This window comes from Halomonas shengliensis (assembly GCF_900104135.1).
GTDB lineage: Bacteria > Pseudomonadota > Gammaproteobacteria > Pseudomonadales > Halomonadaceae > Halomonas > Halomonas shengliensis.
Genome location: NZ_FNIV01000008.1, coordinates 109,000 through 125,096, shown reverse-complemented (window position 1 = coordinate 125,096; position 16,097 = coordinate 109,000). Strand labels below are relative to the sequence as shown.

Below are 16,097 nucleotides of genomic sequence, written 5' to 3'. Positions count from 1 at the left end.
CTCGGTATGATTGGCGCCACGCATTCGCAAGGCGCCAGGCGTGGCGCAAGGGGGATGACCAGTTGAGTGTCGATAAGCAGACCGCGTCGCGTCGTTCGCGCGCGACCAGCGCCACGGAATCGGCGAAACGCTTCGGAGTGAAGCTGCAGGGAGCGGCGCGCGAGGGGGTGGCGATCGTGCTGCTGGCGGCCTGCGTCTTCCTGCTGCTGGCGCTGTTCAGCTACACCGGCAGCGATCCCGGCTGGTCGCGCAGCGGCCCCGAGACTCAGGTGGCCAACTGGATGGGCCCGGTGGGGGCCTGGCTCGCCGACGTGCTCTACTCGCTGTTCGGCGTCAGCGCCCTGTGGTGGCCCGGCATGCTGGGCTTCGCCGCCTGGCGGCTGCTGCGTTCCCGGCAGGTGAGCCTGACCTGGGACGCCACCCTGCTGGCGGTCCGCGGCGGCGGCCTGATCCTGCTGCTGCTGGGCACCACCACCCTGGGGGCGCTGCACTTCTACCGGCCCGAGGGCCCCTTGCCCTACTCCACCGGCGGCATCCTCGGCGAGGGCCTGGTGGGGGCCCTGCTGCCCATGGTGGGCGTGGGCGGCACCGGGCTGCTGGCCTCGGCGGCCCTGCTGTGCGGCGTGCCGCTGTTCACCGGCATCTCCTGGCTGAGCGTGATGGACGAGCTGGGGCGCGGCGCGATCCGGCTGTGGGGCGGGGTCGCCCGGCGCTTCGCCTTCACCCGCGAGTCGCCGCCGTCACCCGAGGAGGCCTCGGCCAGCGACGGCCGCGACGAGGCCCCGTCGCGGCCCGCCTGGTGGCGGCGCCTGGTGCCGGGACGGCCCGCCGCCTCCCGCGAGCCCGAGGCGGTCGGCGAGGGCCGCCGCGAGCCGGGCTTCGGCGACGATGGCGACACCGCCATCCCCTGGGAGGTGCCCGAGCGCACCCCCTCGGCCAAGCAGCCGGGTGCGGCCTACGCCGAGCATGCCGCGGCCGCGCGGCGTGAGCCCGGCCCCGCCGAGGCCGCTTCCGCCACCCCCCGTGCCGCGGGTGAGCCCTCCCGCGGTACCGCCGGGGCGACGGGCGCCTCGCCGGATGCCCCCGCGACGCCAGGCGCGGTGACCCCGCGGCGCGCGCCCGAGAGCGTGCCGGAGCCGGTGCTGCCCGATGACGACGACCCCGTGCCACCCCGCGATGCCCCCGTGCTGAGCGCGCGTGACGACGAGACGGCCGATACTCACCGCCTGACGGAGCGGGCCGCGCCCTCGCGTCCGGCGCCGAGCCCGGCGCCATCCCCCTCCCGGGAGGCGACGCGCCGCGAGCCGGCCCTGACCGAGAACCAGTGGGTCGACGGCGACGGCACCGATGACGACGAACCGCGCCTGAGCTGGGACGAGCCGGCGGTGGCCGAGGAGGCGGAGGAGGCGGAAGCGCCCGAACCGGTCCGGCCGCCGACGTCTCGCGAGACGGCATCGGCGGGCCTGCCCCCCGCGGCGCTTCAGCCGCCGGAACCCGAGCAGGCCCCGGGTGACGAGGAGGATGACGCCACCCCGCGCCTGGCCGGTGCCGACCAGGCGCGAGAGGCCGCCGAGGAGGAGGGCATGCGGCTGTGGACCGTGGAGCACCTCCAGAACCAGCGCCCGGTGCTGGATGAGCTGCCCGAGCCCGACGGTACCCTGCCCAGCCTGCGCCTGCTGACGCCGCCCTCGCCCCAGAAGCAGAACTTCTCCGGCGAGCAGCTGGCCGAGATGGCGGAGCTGCTGGAGGTGCGCCTGCGCGAGTATGGCGTCAAGGCGGAGGTCGTGGAGACATGGCCGGGGCCGGTGATCACCCGCTTCGAGATCAAGCCCGCCGCCGGCGTGAAGGTCTCCAAGATCAGCAACCTGGCCAAGGACCTGGCGCGCTCGTTGATGGTCAAGAGCGTGCGGGTGGTGGAGGTGATCCCGGGACGGCCTACGGTGGGCATCGAGATCCCCAACCCCCACCGGGCGATGATCCGCCTACGCGAGGTGATCGACTCCGACCGCTACCAGCAGGCCGATTCCGCCCTGACCCTGGCGCTGGGCCAGGACATCGGCGGCGGCCCGGTGGTGGCCAACCTCGGCAAGATGCCCCACCTGCTGGTGGCGGGTACCACCGGCTCGGGCAAGTCGGTGGGGGTCAACGCCATGCTGATCTCCATGCTGCTCAAGGCGACCCCCGAGGAGCTCAGGCTGATCATGGTCGACCCCAAGATGCTGGAGCTCTCGGTTTACGACGGCATCCCGCACCTGCTGGCGCCGGTGGTCACCGACATGAAGGAGGCCGCCAACGCCCTGCGCTGGTGCGTGGCCGAGATGGAGCGCCGCTACAAGCTGATGGCGGCCATGGGGGTGCGCAACATCGCCGGCTTCAACGCCAAGCTCGACGAGGCCGAGCAGGCTGGCGCCCAGGTGGCCGACCCGCTGTGGGAGCCGCAGCCCTGGGAGATGCACCAGACCCCGCCGGTGCTGGAGAAGCTGCCCTACATCGTGGTGGTGATCGACGAGTTCGCCGACATGTTCATGATCGTCGGCAAGAAGGTGGAGGAGCTGATCGCCCGCCTGGCCCAGAAGGCGCGGGCCGCCGGCATCCACCTGATACTCGCCACCCAGCGCCCCTCGGTGGACGTGGTCACCGGCCTGATCAAGGCCAACGTGCCCACCCGCATGGCCTTCCAGGTCTCCTCGCGGGTCGACTCGCGCACCATCCTCGACCAGGGCGGCGCCGAGAACCTGCTGGGCCACGGCGACATGCTCTACCTGCCGGCGGGCTCCGGCATGCCCACCCGGGTGCATGGCGCCTTCGTCGATGACGACGAGGTGCACCGCGTGGTGGAGGACTGGAAGCGCCGCGGCGAGCCGGAGTACATCGAGGAGATCCTCTCCGGCGGCGTCTCCGCCGAGGCGCTGACCGGCCTGGAGGGCGAGGGCGGCGGCGATGACGACGCCGAGCAGGACGCCCTCTACGACGAGGCGGTGGCCTATGTCACCGAGTCGCGCCGCGCCTCCATCTCGGCGGTGCAGCGCCGCTTCAAGATCGGCTACAACCGTGCCGCGCGCCTGGTGGAGGCGATGGAGATGGCCGGCGTGGTCTCCACCATGGGCACCAACGGCGCCCGCGAGGTGCTCGCGCCGCCGCCGGTGGGCGAGTGATCGACGCTGTCGCCTTGCGGCGACGGCTGGCCCGCGACCTTGCAACCACCGTGAACCCGCCGGCCGCTCCGCAACCCGCCGGCGGCGCCGCGGTCCGAGGGTCAGGACGACCGACCCCTTCAGGGAGACAGAGATGACAGTGAAGACGACCCTTGCCGCCCTCGCCCTGGGCCTCGCCATGCCGCTCTCGGCGCTGGCCAGCGAAGGCGCCGAGCGCCTGACCCGGCTGCTGGAGCCGCTCGAGACCTACCAGGCCGACTTCGAGCAGCAGATCCTCGATGCCGGCGGCGACCGCCTGCAGGAGGCGCGGGGCACCATGTGGCTGTCGCGGCCCGGCAAGTTCCGCTGGGAGGTGGACGCCCCCTATCGGCAGCTGGTGGTCTCCGACGGCGAGGAGGTCACCCTCTACGACCCGGACCTGGAGCAGGCCACCGTGCAGGCGCTGGACCAGCGGGTGACCCACACCCCGGCGCTGCTGCTCTCCGGCAGCGCCGACGAGCTGGTGGCGAGCTTCGAGGTCCGCCGCAGCCAGCAGGGCAGCGCCGAGCGCTTTACCCTGCAGCCGAAGGACGCCGATACGCTCTTCGAGACGCTGACCATGACCTTCCGCGGCGAGCAACTACGGGGCCTGGAGATGCTGGACAGCACCGGCCAGCGCACCGCCATCGCCTTCAGCGAGGTCGAGATGAACGCCGCGATCGACGACGCGCGCTTCACCCTCGAGGTGCCGGAGGGCACCGATGTGATCCGCGACACGTACTGAGGCCTGCGGCCAGCTGCAAGGCACAAGGAGCAAGCTTCAAGGGAACCCCTTGGCTTGCTCCTTTTGTTTGGGATGAGGCTGGCTTGCCTCTTGCCCTTTGGCGCTATGCGCCGCCCTCGTCCGCCTCGGCGTCGAGCTGCGCCCGCCAGGCCATCAGCTGGGCGTAGCGCTTCTCCTGGCCGAGCTCGGTGGGGCGGTAGAAGCGCTCGCGGGGCACTGCCTCCGGCCAGCAGTCGTGGGCGCTGCCGGCGGGGTAGCCGTGGGGCTCGTGGTGGGCGTAGCGGTAGCCCTCGCCATGGCCCAGGCTCTCCATCAGCCTGGTCGGGGCGTTGCGCAGGTAGGTGGGCACCTCCAGGCGGGGCTGGGCGGCCACGCACGCCTTGGCGCGCTTCCAGGCCTGGTCGATGGCGTTGCTCTTGGGCGCCACCGCCAGGTGGATGGCGGCATGGGCGATGGCACGCTGCCCCTCGTAGTCCCCCAGGCGGAGGTAGGCGTCCCAGGCCGCCATCGCCAGCGGCAGGGCCCGCGGGTCGGCGTTGCCTACGTCCTCCGAGGCGATGGCGGTCAGCCGCCGGATGACGTCCAGCGGGTCCCCGCCGCCCTGCAGGAAGCGGGCGATGTAGAGCAGGGCGGCGTCGGGGCGCGAGGAGCGTACCGACTTGTGGATCGCGGAGAGCAGATCGTAGTAGTGGTCGCCCTGCTTGTCGAAGGCGCTGGCCTGGTGGCCCAGCACCGCCTCCAGCGCCGGGCGCGGCAGCCGCTCGCCACCCTCGGCGTCGGGCTCGGCGAAGTCGCAGGCGCTCTCCAAGAGCCCCAGGGCGCGGCGCGCGTCGCCGGCGGCGGCCCGGGCCAGGATCGCCAGGACCTCGTCCTCCACTCGTATCCCGCGCCGGCCGAGCCCGTGCTCCACATCCTGCAGGGCGCGCTCCAGCACCGCCACCAGCTCCGCCTCGGAGAGCGCGGTGAGTACGTGCACCCTGGCCCGGGAGAGCAGCGCCGAGTTGACCTCGAAGGAGGGGTTCTCGGTGGTGGCGCCGATCAGCGTCAGCAGGCCCGACTCCACGTGGGGGAGCAGGGCATCCTGCTGGCTCTTGTTGAGGCGATGGATCTCGTCGAGGAACAGCAGGGTCGAGCGGCCCTGGGCCTGCAGGGCGCGGGCACGCTCCACGGCGGCGCGGATCTCCTTGACGCCGGCCATCACCGCCGAGAGGTGTTCGAGGTGGGCACCCGACTCGGCGGCCAGGATCTCGGCCAGGGTGGTCTTGCCGGTGCCCGGCGGCCCCCACAGGATCATGGAGCGTACCGCGCCCCCCTCGACCATGCGGCGCAGCGGCTTGCCGGGCCCCACCAGGGCCTGCTGGCCGACGTAGTCGTGGAGGCGTCGCGGGCGCATGCGCCAGGCCAGGGGCGCATCCTCGTCGCGGTCGCGGGAGAAGAGGTCCATGGAGCGACTCCTTGCGTTGATCCGGAAGCGGCAGGCGGGCGGCCGGGGTGCTAGAGTGGGGGAGCGGCGCATGGCCGAGCCGGCCGTGCGCTGAACCCTGTCCATGATGGCGCATCCAATGGAGAGTGCCTTCTCCCATGTACCATACAGGAGGGCCCGACATGCCCATGCTGACCCAGCTGCGTCAGGATCATGCCAATATGGCGCGCATGTTGCACGTCCTGCAGCTCAAGCAGAAGACCCTGGCGACCGGCGAGCGACCCAACTTCCAGCTGATGCGTGAGGTGGTCGACTACATCCTCGACTACATGGACGGCTTCACCCACCCGCTGGAGCGGCTGTTCAGCGAACAGCTCGAGAAGGTGGAAGGGGGGCGCGAGGTCACCGAGCAACTGGCCGAGGATTACCGCAAGCTCAAGTCCCGCCTCGCCCGGCTCTCCAACGACCTCGACATGATCCTGATGGACGCCGTGGTGCCCATGGATCGCTTCTCCGACGACCTCAAGGCCTACCTCGACGCCCATCTTGGCTACCTGCGCGACGAGCGCGAGAAGCTCTTCCCGATGATCCGCGAGCATTTCGACGACAAGGCCCTGGAGCGCCTGGCCGAGGCGCTGCCGGACGATGCCGCCGCCAGGCTCGAACGGCTCCAGCAGGCCTATCCCGAGCTCTATGCCGAGCTGAAGGAGGCGCCGGTCCCGGTCTGATGCCCGGGCTGCCAGCCTCCCCGCGGCTGGGGTAGAATGCGCCCCATGCCGAGTCCCACGCCACCCCGTCCTTCCCCGTCATCCGCCGCCCGCCAGCCGTGGCGCGGCGCTGCCGTCGCGACGCGCCGTTGCCACGGCGGCGTGGAGGTGGCGCGATGACCCTGGGGCCGGTGCTGGTGTTCGACTCCGGGGTGGGCGGTCTCTCGGTGGTGGCCGCGCTGCGCGGGCGCCTGCCCGGCGCCGCCCTCGCCTATGTCTGCGACAACGCCATGCTGCCCTACGGCCTGCGCGAGGATGCCTGGCTGGTGCGGCGCATCCTGGCGGTGTGCGAGGCGGCGGTGGCCGCCAGCGGCTGCGTGGCGCTGGTGGTGGCCTGCAACACCGCCAGCACCCTGGCCCTGGATGCCCTGCGCGAGCGGCTGCGCATCCCGGTGGTGGGCACGGTGCCTGCCATCAAGCCGGCCGCGGCGCATAGCCGTAGCCGTCATATCGGCCTGCTGGCCACCAGCGCCACGGTGTCGCGCCCCTATACCCAGCACCTGATCGAGACCTACGCCGCCGACTGCGTGGTACGGCGGGTGGCCGCCGATGCGCTGGTGCGCGAGGCCGAGCGCCGCCTCGCCGGGGAGCCGTCCGATCCCGGCGTGATCGAGGCCGCCCTGGCGCCGCTCTGGGAGGATCCCGAGCTGGACACCGTGGTGCTCGGCTGCACCCATTTCCCGCTGCTGCGTGACGCCCTGGCCGCGGCGGCGCCGCGGGCGGTGGCCTGGGTCGACTCCAGCGACGCCATCGCCCGGCGCACCGCCCAGGTGGCCGCCGGGGTCACCCTCGCCGCGGGGCCCGGACCGAGCCTTGCCACCGCCCCGGACCCGGCGCTGGCCGCCGCCCTGGCACGCTTCGGCTTCGCCGCTCCGCGTCCGCTCGTCATCGATTGAGCCCGGCGTCATCCCCGACTTTCCCTCTCGATTCATCCATACCCGATTCCCCAGGAGGCTCCTTGGCCATTCCCGTCGTCGACCCCGCCCGCTATGACCAGCAGCTCGAGGCCAAGGCCGAGCGCATCCGCCGCGACTTCGCCCGCTTCGACGTGCCAGAGCTCGAGGTCTATCCCTCGCCTCCCAGCCACTACCGCCAGCGCTGCGAGTTCCGCGTCTGGCACGAGGGTGACGACCTCTTCTATGCGATGTTCGAGGTGGACCCCGAGGACCCCGGGCGCAAGGAGGTGGTCCGCCTGGATGACTACCCCGTCGCCAGTCGGCGGATCAATGCGCTGATGCCGGCGCTGCTCGATGCCATCCGCGACGTGCCGGTGCTGCGCCGCCGACTCTTCCAGGTGGAGTTCCTCACCACCCTCTCCGACGAGGCGCTGATTACCCTGATCTACCACCGCCCGCTGGACGACGCCTGGGAGGCGGCGGCGCGCGAGCTTCAGGCGACGCTGGGGGCGATGATCATCGGCCGCGCCCGCAAGCAGCGGCGGGTGCTAGAGCGCGACCACGTCTGGGAGCGCCTCGAGGTGGAGGGGCGTGAGCTCGTCTACCAGCAGGTGGAGAACAGCTTCACCCAGCCCAACGCCGAGATCTGTCGTTCGATGCTGGCCTGGGCCCGGGACGTGACCCGGGGCAGCCAGGCGGGTGACCTGGTGGAGCTCTACTGCGGCAACGGCAACTTCACCGTGGCCCTGGCGGAGAACTTCCGCCGCGTGCTGGCCACCGAGATCTCGCGCACCTCGGTGGCAAGCGCCCGGGAGAACCTGGCCGCCAACGGCATCGACAACGCCACCGTGGGGCGCATGTCCGCCGAGGAGTTCGCCGCCGCCCTCAAGGGGGAGAAGGGGGGGCGCCGGGTCGCCGAGTGGCGCCTCGACGACTACGACTTCACCACCGTGCTGGTGGACCCGCCGCGGGCCGGTCTCGATGACGCCAGCTGCCGCCAGCTCAGCGACTACTCGCGCATCGTCTATATTTCATGCAACCCGGAGACATTGGCGAGCAACCTGGAGCGCCTGACCGAGACCCACCGGGTCGCGCGCCTGGCCCTGTTCGACCAGTTTCCCTGGACCCACCACTGCGAGTGCGGGGTGCTGCTGGAGCGGCGCGACTAGCCGCCCGACCTCGGCGGCGATGCGCACCCGGCATGCTCCATGAGCAAGAGGTCAAGGGGCTGGGGCGGGCTTCGGGAGTCGCGTAAGCTGGCGGCAGGGCGGCGCACTGCGCCGCCGTGTCGAACCCTTCCGGTCGCAGGAGCGACCGTCGGACACCGAGGTGATGGATGCAGCACGTTGCGAATGACGAGGCCAGACAGGACCTGCTCAAGCAGCTTCACGAGCGGCTCGGCACCAGGCTGGACGCCGCCAAGGCCGAGGCCGTGGGCACCTTCGCGGACTACTTCTACGCCGCGGTGCCGCTGGATGACCTGGAGAACCGGCGGCTCGACGACGTCTACGGCGCCACCCTCTCGGTGTGGCACTTCCTGCAGCAGTTCGACCCCGCCGAGCCCAAGGTGCGGGTCTTCAACCCCGATTTCGAGGAGCATGGCTGGCAGTCGGCGCATACCTTCGTGGCGGTGCTCCACGAGGACATGCCCTTCCTGGTCGACTCGGTGCGCATCGAGCTCAACCGACGTGGCCTCACCGTCCATGCCATCCACAACGCGGTGCTGGCCACGGAGCGCGGGCGTGACCATCGCCTGGCGCGGGTGGCCTCGCCCAAGGCGGCCGACGCCCCGGCACAGCGGGAGTCGCTAATCGTCATCGAGATCGACCGCCACTCCGACGCCGAGGTGCTGCAGGAGATGCAGCAGAGCCTCGAGGAGGTGCTGGTCGACGTGCGCACCGCGGTGGCCGACTTCGATCCCATGCGCGCCAAGGTGGAGGAGGCCCTGGCCGAGCTGCGGGCCGGCTGCCCGCCCCAGAGCGACCCCGACGACCATGCCGAGGCGATCACCTTCCTGGAGTGGATGCTCCACGACAACTTCACCTTCCTGGGCTACGACGCCTACGCGGTGACGACCCACAAGGACGGCAAGGAGAGCCTCGACAAGGTCAAGGACAGCGAGCTCGGGGTCTTCCGCCTCGACCAGCCGCGCTATCGCGAGCGCATCCGTACCGAGCAGGGGCTCGAGGATGGCCACTACGTGCTGGTGCCGGAGCTCCTGACCTTCTCCAAGAGTGCCCACCATGCCCGGGTGCACCGGCCGACCTATCCCGACTACATCTCCATCGACCGCTACGATGCCAAGGGCAACCTGGTCGGGGAGCACCGCTTCCTGGGGCTCTTCACCGCCACCGTCTACAACGAGTCGCCGCGCAATGTGCCGATCCTGCGCCGCAAGCTCAAGACGGTGATGGACATCGCCGGCTTCAACCCCAAGGGGCACAACGGCAAGCACCTGCTGCATATCCTCGAGGTCTATCCGCGTGACGATCTCTTCCAGATCGACACCCATGAGCTCGCCGAGACGGCGCTGGGCATCCTCAGCATCCGCGAGCGCCGCCGCGTGCGCCTCTTCGTGCGCGAGGACCGCCCCGGCCGCTTCTACTCCTGCCTGGCCTTCGTGCCCCGCGACGTCTTCTCCACCGAGCTGCGGCTGCGCATTCAGGACATGCTCTGCGAGGAGCTCGACGCCACCTTCGGCGACTTCAATACCTACCTCTCCGAGTCGGTGCTGGCGCGCATCCAGTTCATCCTGCGCTTCAAGGGCGAGCAGCCCGCCGAGTACGACCTGCGCCGCCTCGAGGCCAAGCTCGCCAAGCTGGCGCGCAACTGGCGCGACGACCTCCATAGCGCCTGTATCGACGGCTTCGGTGAGGAGCAGGCCAACCACCTGATGGCTCGCTTCCGCGACGCCTTCCCCGCCAGCTACCGCGACGACTTCAGCGCCCGCACCGCGGTCTACGACCTGCACCACATCGGTGAGCTGGATGACGGCGCGCCGCTGTCGCTGTCGCTCTACCGGCTGGTGGAGGAGGAGGGCAGCGGGGTCAACCTCAAGCTGTTCCACCGCGATGCACCGATCCCGCTCTCCGACGTGCTGCCGATGATGGAGAACCTGGGGCTGCGCGTGATCGGCGAGCGTCCCTACGAGATCGGCGCCCGCGACGCCAGCTACTGGATCCATGACTTCGACCTGGAGCACCACACCAGCACCGAGGTCAACCTGCAGGAGATGCGCGAGCCCTTCATCGAGGCCTTCCAGCGCATCTGGGCCGGGGAGGCGGACAACGACGCCTTCAACCGGCTGATCATCGGCGCCAACCTCGACTGGCGCGAGGTGGCGATGCTGCGCGCCTACGCCCGCTACCTCAAGCAGATCCGCTTCGGCGTCTCCCAGGACTACATGGCCAACACCCTGGCCAGCTACCCGGAGATCACTCGCGAGCTGGTCACCCTGTTCGAGCTGCGCTTCGACCCCGCCGACCGCCCCGGCGAGGGCGAGGAGGCGGCCTGTGTGGAGCGTATCCAGCGCCTGCTGGATGACGTCGCCAGCCTCAACGACGACCAGCTCCTGCGCCGCTACATGGAGCTGATCCGTGCCACCCTGCGCACCAACTACTACCAGCGGCGCGCCGACGGCGGGGTCAAGGACTACATCGCCGTCAAGCTGGAACCCTCCAAGGTCACCGGCATGCCCAAGCCGCGTCCGGCCTTCGAGATCTTCGTCTGCTCGCCGCGGGTCGAGGGGGTCCACCTGCGCGGCGGCAAGGTCGCCCGCGGCGGCCTGCGCTGGTCCGATCGCCACGAGGACTTCCGCACCGAGGTGCTGGGCCTGGTCAAGGCGCAGCAGGTCAAGAACTCGGTGATCGTGCCGGTGGGCGCCAAGGGCGGCTTCGTCTGCAAGCGCCTGCCCGAGGGCGATCGCGAGGCCTTCCAGCGCGAGGGGATCGAGTGCTACAAGACCTTCATCCGCGCCCTGCTCGACGTCACCGACAACCTCAAGGGGGGTGAGGTGGTGCCGCCGCGCGAGGTGGTACGCCACGACGAGGATGACGCCTACCTGGTGGTGGCCGCCGACAAGGGCACCGCCACCTTCTCCGACATCGCCAACGAGATCTCCGCCGAGTACGGCCACTGGCTGGGCGACGCCTTCGCCTCCGGCGGGGCCAACGGCTACGACCACAAGAAGATGGGCATCACCGCCAAGGGCGCCTGGGAGTCGGTCAAGCGTCATTTCCGCAACCTGGGGGTGAACACCCAGCAGGACGAGTTCACCGTGGTGGGCATCGGCGACATGGGCGGTGACGTCTTCGGCAACGGCATGCTGCTCTCCGAGCGCATCCGCCTGGTGGGTGCCTTCAACCACCTGCATATCTTCGTCGACCCCGAACCCGACGCCGCCGCGACCTTCGCCGAGCGCCAGCGCCTCTTCGATACCCCGCGCACCACCTGGGAAGACTTCGATGCCGCGCTGATCTCCAAGGGTGGCGGGGTGTTCAGGCGCAGCGCCAAGTCGATTCCGATCTCGGCCCAGATGAAGCAGCGCTTCGGCATCAAGGCGGACAGGCTCTCACCCAACGAGCTGATCCAGGCCATGCTGCGCGCCGAGGTGGACCTGATCTGGAACGGCGGCATCGGCACCTACGTCAAGGGCAGCGAGGAGACCGATGCCCAGGTGGGCGACAAGGCCAACGACGCCCTGCGCATCGACGGCCGCGAGCTCAACTGCCGCGTGGTGGGCGAGGGCGGCAACCTCGGCCTCACCCAGCGCGGGCGCATGGAGGCCGCCGCCCGTGGCGTGCGGGTCAACACCGACTTCATCGACAACGCCGGCGGCGTCAACTGCTCCGACCATGAGGTCAACATCAAGATCCTGATCGACGAGGTGGTGGCCCGCGGCGACATGACCGAGAAGCAGCGCAACCGGCTGCTCGCCGACATGACCGGTGAGGTGAGCGAGCTGGTGCTGCGCGACAACTACCGCCAGACCCAGGCGCTGGACCTGGCCGAGCTCCAGTCCCGCGAGGGGGTCGGCCCCTTCCGGCGCTTCATCAGCGAGCTGGAGGCCGCCGGACAGCTCGACCGCGGACTGGAGTTCCTGCCCGACGACGAGGTGCTCCAGGAGCGGGCCGCCAACCAGCAGGGCATGCTGCTGCCCGAGCTTTCGGTGCTGATCTCCTATGCCAAGAGCGTGCTCAAGGGCGACCTGATCGCCTCCGACGTGCCCGACGACCCGGTCATCGTGCGCCACGTCGAGCGCATCTTCCCGGGGGTGCTGGTGGAGCGCTATCGCGACGAGATGTACGAGCACCGCCTCAAGCGCGAGATCGTCGCCACCCAGGTGGCCAGCGATCTGGTCGATCACATGGGCATCGTCTTCGTGCGCCGGTTGATCGACTCCACCGGCGCCGGCCGGGCCGAGATCGCCAGGGCCTACGTCATCGCCCGGGAGGTGTTCCGCCTGGGCGAGAGCTGGGAGCAGATCGAGGCGCTCGACAACCGGGTGCCGAGCGCCGTGCAGTACGCCATGATGCTCGACCTGATGCGCCTAATCCGCCGCGCCACGCGCTGGTTCCTGCGCGGTCGCGCCGGCGGCGATACCGCCCAGTGCATCGACTACTTCGCGCCGCGCCTGGCGACGCTGCAGGAGAGCATCGGCGAGCGCTTGAGTGGCGAGGAGCGCGAGGCCTGGGAGGCCCGTCGCGACGAGCTGGTCGAGGCCGGGGTGCCCGAGGCGCTGGCCGCCAGCGTGGCGGCCACCGGCAGCCTCTACGCCGGGCTAGGCATCATCCAGGCGGCGCGCCAGACCGAGGTGGCCCCTGAGCGGGTGGCCGAGGTCTTCTACGAGGTGGGCCACCGCCTCGAGCTGCCGTGGATGATCCGCCAGATCACCGAGCTCAAGGTGCGCGACAGCTGGCAGGCCCAGGCGCGGGAGACCTTCCGCGACGACATCGACCGCCAGCAGCTGGCGCTGACCGTCAGCGTACTGCAGATGGCGGAGGGGCCCGAGGCGCCTGCCGAGCGGGTCGCCGCCTGGCTCGAGCGTCACGACGCCATGCACGCGCGCTGGTGCCGCTTGCTCGAGCAGGTGGGCAGCGGTGGCCAGGGGGGCTTCCCGCTGTTCGCCGTGGCGGTCCGCGAGCTGGTAGACCTCGCCGAGAGCAGCCGCGACCTGTGAGCTGCGACCCTCTCCCGGAAACGACGAACCCCGCCATAAGGCGGGGTTCGTCGTTGCGGGGAAGGGCAATCAGAGCAGGAAGAGGGTCGCCAGCCCCAGGAAGGCCATGAAGCCCACCACGTCGGTGACGGTGGTGAGGATCACCGACCCCGACAGCGCTGGGTCGATGCCCAGGCGCTTGAGCACCAGCGGCACGGCGATGCCGGCCAGCCCCGCCGCCAGCATGTTGATCACCAGTGCGGCGGCGATGATCGCGCCGATCGCCACGCTCTTGAACCACAGCAGCGCCAGCACCGCCACCACCAGCGCCCAGAGCACGCCGTTGAGGATGGCGATGCCGACCTCCTTGCGCAGCAGCCAGCTGCTGTTGGTGCTGCTGATCTGGCCCAGCGCCAGGCCGCGGATCGCCAGGGTCAGGGTCTGGCTGCCGGCGATGCCCCCCATGCTGGCGACGATGGGCATCAGCACCGCCAGGGCGACGATCTGGTCCAGGGCGTCTTCGAAGCGGCCGATCACCCAGGCGGCGAGGAAGGCGGTGAGCAGGTTGATGCCAAGCCACACGGCGCGCCGTCGGGCGCTGGGCAGCACCGGGGCGAACAGGTCCTCCTCCTCGTCGAGGCCGGCCATGTTCATCAGCGCCTGCTCGGAGTCCTCGCGGATCACGTCGACGATGTCGTCGATCATGATGCGCCCCAGCAGCAGGCCCGACTCGTCCACCACGGGCGCGGAGACCAGGTCGTGGGTCTGGAAGAGGGTGGCGACGTCGCGGGACTTCATGTCCACGCGGATGCTGTCCACCTCGTGGTCCATCAGGTCGGCCACCGCCATCTCCGGGGGGTGGCTGATCAGTCGCGCCATCGGCAGGGTGCCCTGGAAGAGGCCGTCACGATCCACCACCATCAGCAGGTGGGTGTTGTCGGGGATCGACTCCTTCCAGCGCAGGAAGCGGCACACCGTCTCCAGGCTGACGTCGCTGCGCACCGCGATGGTGTCGGTGCGCATCAGGCGCCCGGCGCTGTCCTCCTCGAAGGAGAGGGTCTCCTCGAGGCGTTCGCGCTGCAGGGCGTCCATGGAGCGCAGCATGTCCTCGGCGACCTGCTGGGGCAGGTCCTCGAAGATCTCCGCCAGGTCGGCGGTGTCCATGCCGGTGGCGGCGGCCACGATCTCCTCGTGGTCCATGTCGTCGAGCAGGGTGCTGCGCACCTCGTCGTGGACGTGCAGCAGTACCTCGCCGTCGACCTCGCCCGGCACGCGTTGCCACAGCCGGATGCGCGCCATCGGCGGCAGCGACTCCAGCAGCAGCGCGATCTCGGCGGGTTCCAGGTCGGCCAGCACCGCATCCACGGCGTCGAGCCGGTCGTCGCCCAGCGCGCGGTGGATGCGCGAGAGGCGGTCCTCGAGGGTTTCGGTGGTATCGGCCATGCGGTTCTCCCTGGCGGTGTGACGGTGCCGCGGCACCCTCCGTCGTCTCTTCCCCTAGTAGATCACAAAACCCCCCGGAGCTGTCCTGCGCCGGCGTCGTTTCGCGGCCGCCGCGCTGCTATACTCACGCCCGCCCTCGCTCGGCACCCTCGCCCCCTCCCGCCCATCGCCAGGAGATGCCATGTATTCCCTCGCCCGCTCGCTGCTCTTCCGCCTGGATCCCGAGACCGCCCACGACGTGTCGCTCAGGGGGCTCGACCTGGCCGGGCGGCTGGGACTGGCGGCGCGACTCGGCGGTGGTCGTGTCGCGGATCCGGTGGAGCTGATGGGGCTGAGCTTCCCCAACCGGGTGGGGCTGGCCGCGGGGCTCGACAAGAACGCCGACCACCTGGATGCCCTGGGCGCCCTGGGCTTCGGCTTCGTCGAGGTGGGCACCGTGACCCCCCGGCCCCAGCCCGGCAACCCCCGCCCGCGGCTGTTCCGTCTGCCCGAGGCCGGCGCCATCATCAACCGCATGGGCTTCAACAACGCCGGGGTCGACCACCTGGTGGCCCGGGTGCGTGCCAGCCGCTACGATGGCGTGATCGGCATCAACATCGGCAAGAACCTGACCACGCCGGTTGAGCGCGCGGTGGACGACTACCTGGCGTGCCTGGAGAAGGTGCATGCCCACGCCCACTACGTCACCGTCAACATCTCCTCGCCCAACACCCCGGGGCTGCGCAACCTGCAGTTCGGTGAGCACCTCGACGGCCTGCTCTCGGCGCTGCGTGAGGCGGGCACGCGCCTGGACCGCGAAAGCGGCCGGCGGGTGCCGCTGGCGGTGAAGATCGCCCCCGACATGGACGCCGAGGAGGTGGGGCTGGTGGCCAGGTGCCTGGCCGACAACGCCATCGATGGGGTGATCGCCACCAACACCACCGTGTCCCGGGAGGGGGTGGCGGGCCTGGCCCACGCCGAGGAGGCGGGGGGGCTCTCCGGGCGGCCGGTGTTCGAGGCCTCCAACGCCGTCATCCGCGAGCTGCGCCGCCAGCTGCCCGAGATGCCGATCATCGGCGTGGGCGGCATCGACAGCGGCGAGGCGGCGCTGGCCAAGCGCCAGGCCGGGGCGGACCTGGTGCAGCTCTACTCGGGCTTCATCTACCGCGGGCCCGAGCTGGTGGGGGAGTGCGCCCGGGCCCTGCGCGACGGGGCCTGACGCGGATCGCTCGGTGGCGATGCCCGGACGCAAAAAGCCCGCGACGCTGCGCGGGCTCGGGGGAAGCGTGAACCGCTTGCGGGATCACACCACCATGGGGTTCTTGTGGATGCCGGAGACACCGGTCATGCCGGCCCAATGATCCCCACGACCTTCACGCCAACCGCTCATCCAGTATTCGCGAAGATTGACGTCCTGACTCGGACAGTCATCGCGGGAGCGACCTGAGACACCTGCCTTGTAGCCATGGATATAGGCACGCTGGAAGCGATCACGTTTCTGTCGTTTCATTGGA

At 70.5% G+C, this 16,097-nt stretch carries 10 protein-coding genes; 7 read left to right on the top strand and 3 right to left on the bottom strand.

Annotation, left to right across the window (positions count from 1 at the left end):
• Positions 1-62 precede the first annotated feature (62 nt).
• Both BLP95_RS12505 and lolA read left to right on the top strand, forming a co-directional pair.
• On the top strand, positions 63-3,155 hold the full coding sequence (locus tag BLP95_RS12505) for a DNA translocase FtsK (RefSeq protein WP_089679878.1): 3,093 nt from the start codon (positions 63-65) through the stop codon (positions 3,153-3,155).
• A gap of 133 nt (positions 3,156-3,288) precedes the next feature.
• Positions 3,289-3,918: an outer membrane lipoprotein periplasmic chaperone LolA gene (gene lolA / locus BLP95_RS12500; RefSeq protein WP_089679876.1), complete on the top strand. Its 630-nt coding sequence runs from the start codon at positions 3,289-3,291 to the stop codon at positions 3,916-3,918.
• A 103-nt stretch (positions 3,919-4,021) separates the two neighbouring features.
• On the opposite strand, the gene BLP95_RS12495 is transcribed toward lolA, so the two are convergent.
• Complete coding sequence (locus BLP95_RS12495) at positions 4,022-5,362, bottom strand: replication-associated recombination protein A (protein WP_089679874.1); 1,341 nt, start codon at positions 5,360-5,362, stop codon at positions 4,022-4,024.
• Between the two features lie 167 nt (positions 5,363-5,529).
• Between BLP95_RS12495 and BLP95_RS12490 the strand changes: the two genes are divergently transcribed.
• The 4 genes from BLP95_RS12490 to BLP95_RS12475 all read left to right on the top strand — a co-directional run bounded on the left by BLP95_RS12490 (position 5,530) and on the right by BLP95_RS12475 (position 13,182).
• Complete coding sequence (locus BLP95_RS12490; RefSeq protein ID WP_089679938.1) at positions 5,530-6,069, top strand: hemerythrin domain-containing protein; 540 nt, start codon at positions 5,530-5,532, stop codon at positions 6,067-6,069.
• A 155-nt stretch (positions 6,070-6,224) separates the two neighbouring features.
• Positions 6,225-7,004 (top strand): glutamate racemase, encoded by a 780-nt coding sequence (gene murI / locus BLP95_RS12485; RefSeq protein ID WP_089679872.1) that lies wholly within the window; start codon positions 6,225-6,227, stop codon positions 7,002-7,004.
• 62 nt (positions 7,005-7,066) lie between these two features.
• On the top strand, positions 7,067-8,173 hold the full coding sequence (trmA, locus tag BLP95_RS12480; protein WP_089679870.1) for a tRNA (uridine(54)-C5)-methyltransferase TrmA: 1,107 nt from the start codon (positions 7,067-7,069) through the stop codon (positions 8,171-8,173).
• A 167-nt stretch (positions 8,174-8,340) separates the two neighbouring features.
• Positions 8,341-13,182 (top strand): NAD-glutamate dehydrogenase, encoded by a 4,842-nt coding sequence (locus tag BLP95_RS12475; RefSeq protein WP_089679868.1) that lies wholly within the window; start codon positions 8,341-8,343, stop codon positions 13,180-13,182.
• 69 nt (positions 13,183-13,251) lie between these two features.
• Here the strand turns inward: BLP95_RS12475 and mgtE are convergent, their stop codons facing one another.
• Positions 13,252-14,604: a magnesium transporter gene (gene mgtE / locus BLP95_RS12470; RefSeq protein WP_089679866.1), complete on the bottom strand. Its 1,353-nt coding sequence runs from the start codon at positions 14,602-14,604 to the stop codon at positions 13,252-13,254.
• A 181-nt stretch (positions 14,605-14,785) separates the two neighbouring features.
• Here mgtE and BLP95_RS12465 point away from each other — a divergent pair, with 181 nt between their 5' ends.
• Positions 14,786-15,802: a quinone-dependent dihydroorotate dehydrogenase gene (locus BLP95_RS12465; protein WP_089679864.1), complete on the top strand. Its 1,017-nt coding sequence runs from the start codon at positions 14,786-14,788 to the stop codon at positions 15,800-15,802.
• A gap of 84 nt (positions 15,803-15,886) precedes the next feature.
• Here BLP95_RS12465 and rmf read toward each other — a convergent pair whose 3' ends face one another.
• A complete protein-coding gene (gene rmf / locus BLP95_RS12460; RefSeq protein ID WP_081712014.1) occupies positions 15,887-16,093 on the bottom strand; it encodes a ribosome modulation factor in 207 nt (68 codons plus the stop codon).
• Between the last annotated feature and the right edge of the window lie 4 nt (positions 16,094-16,097).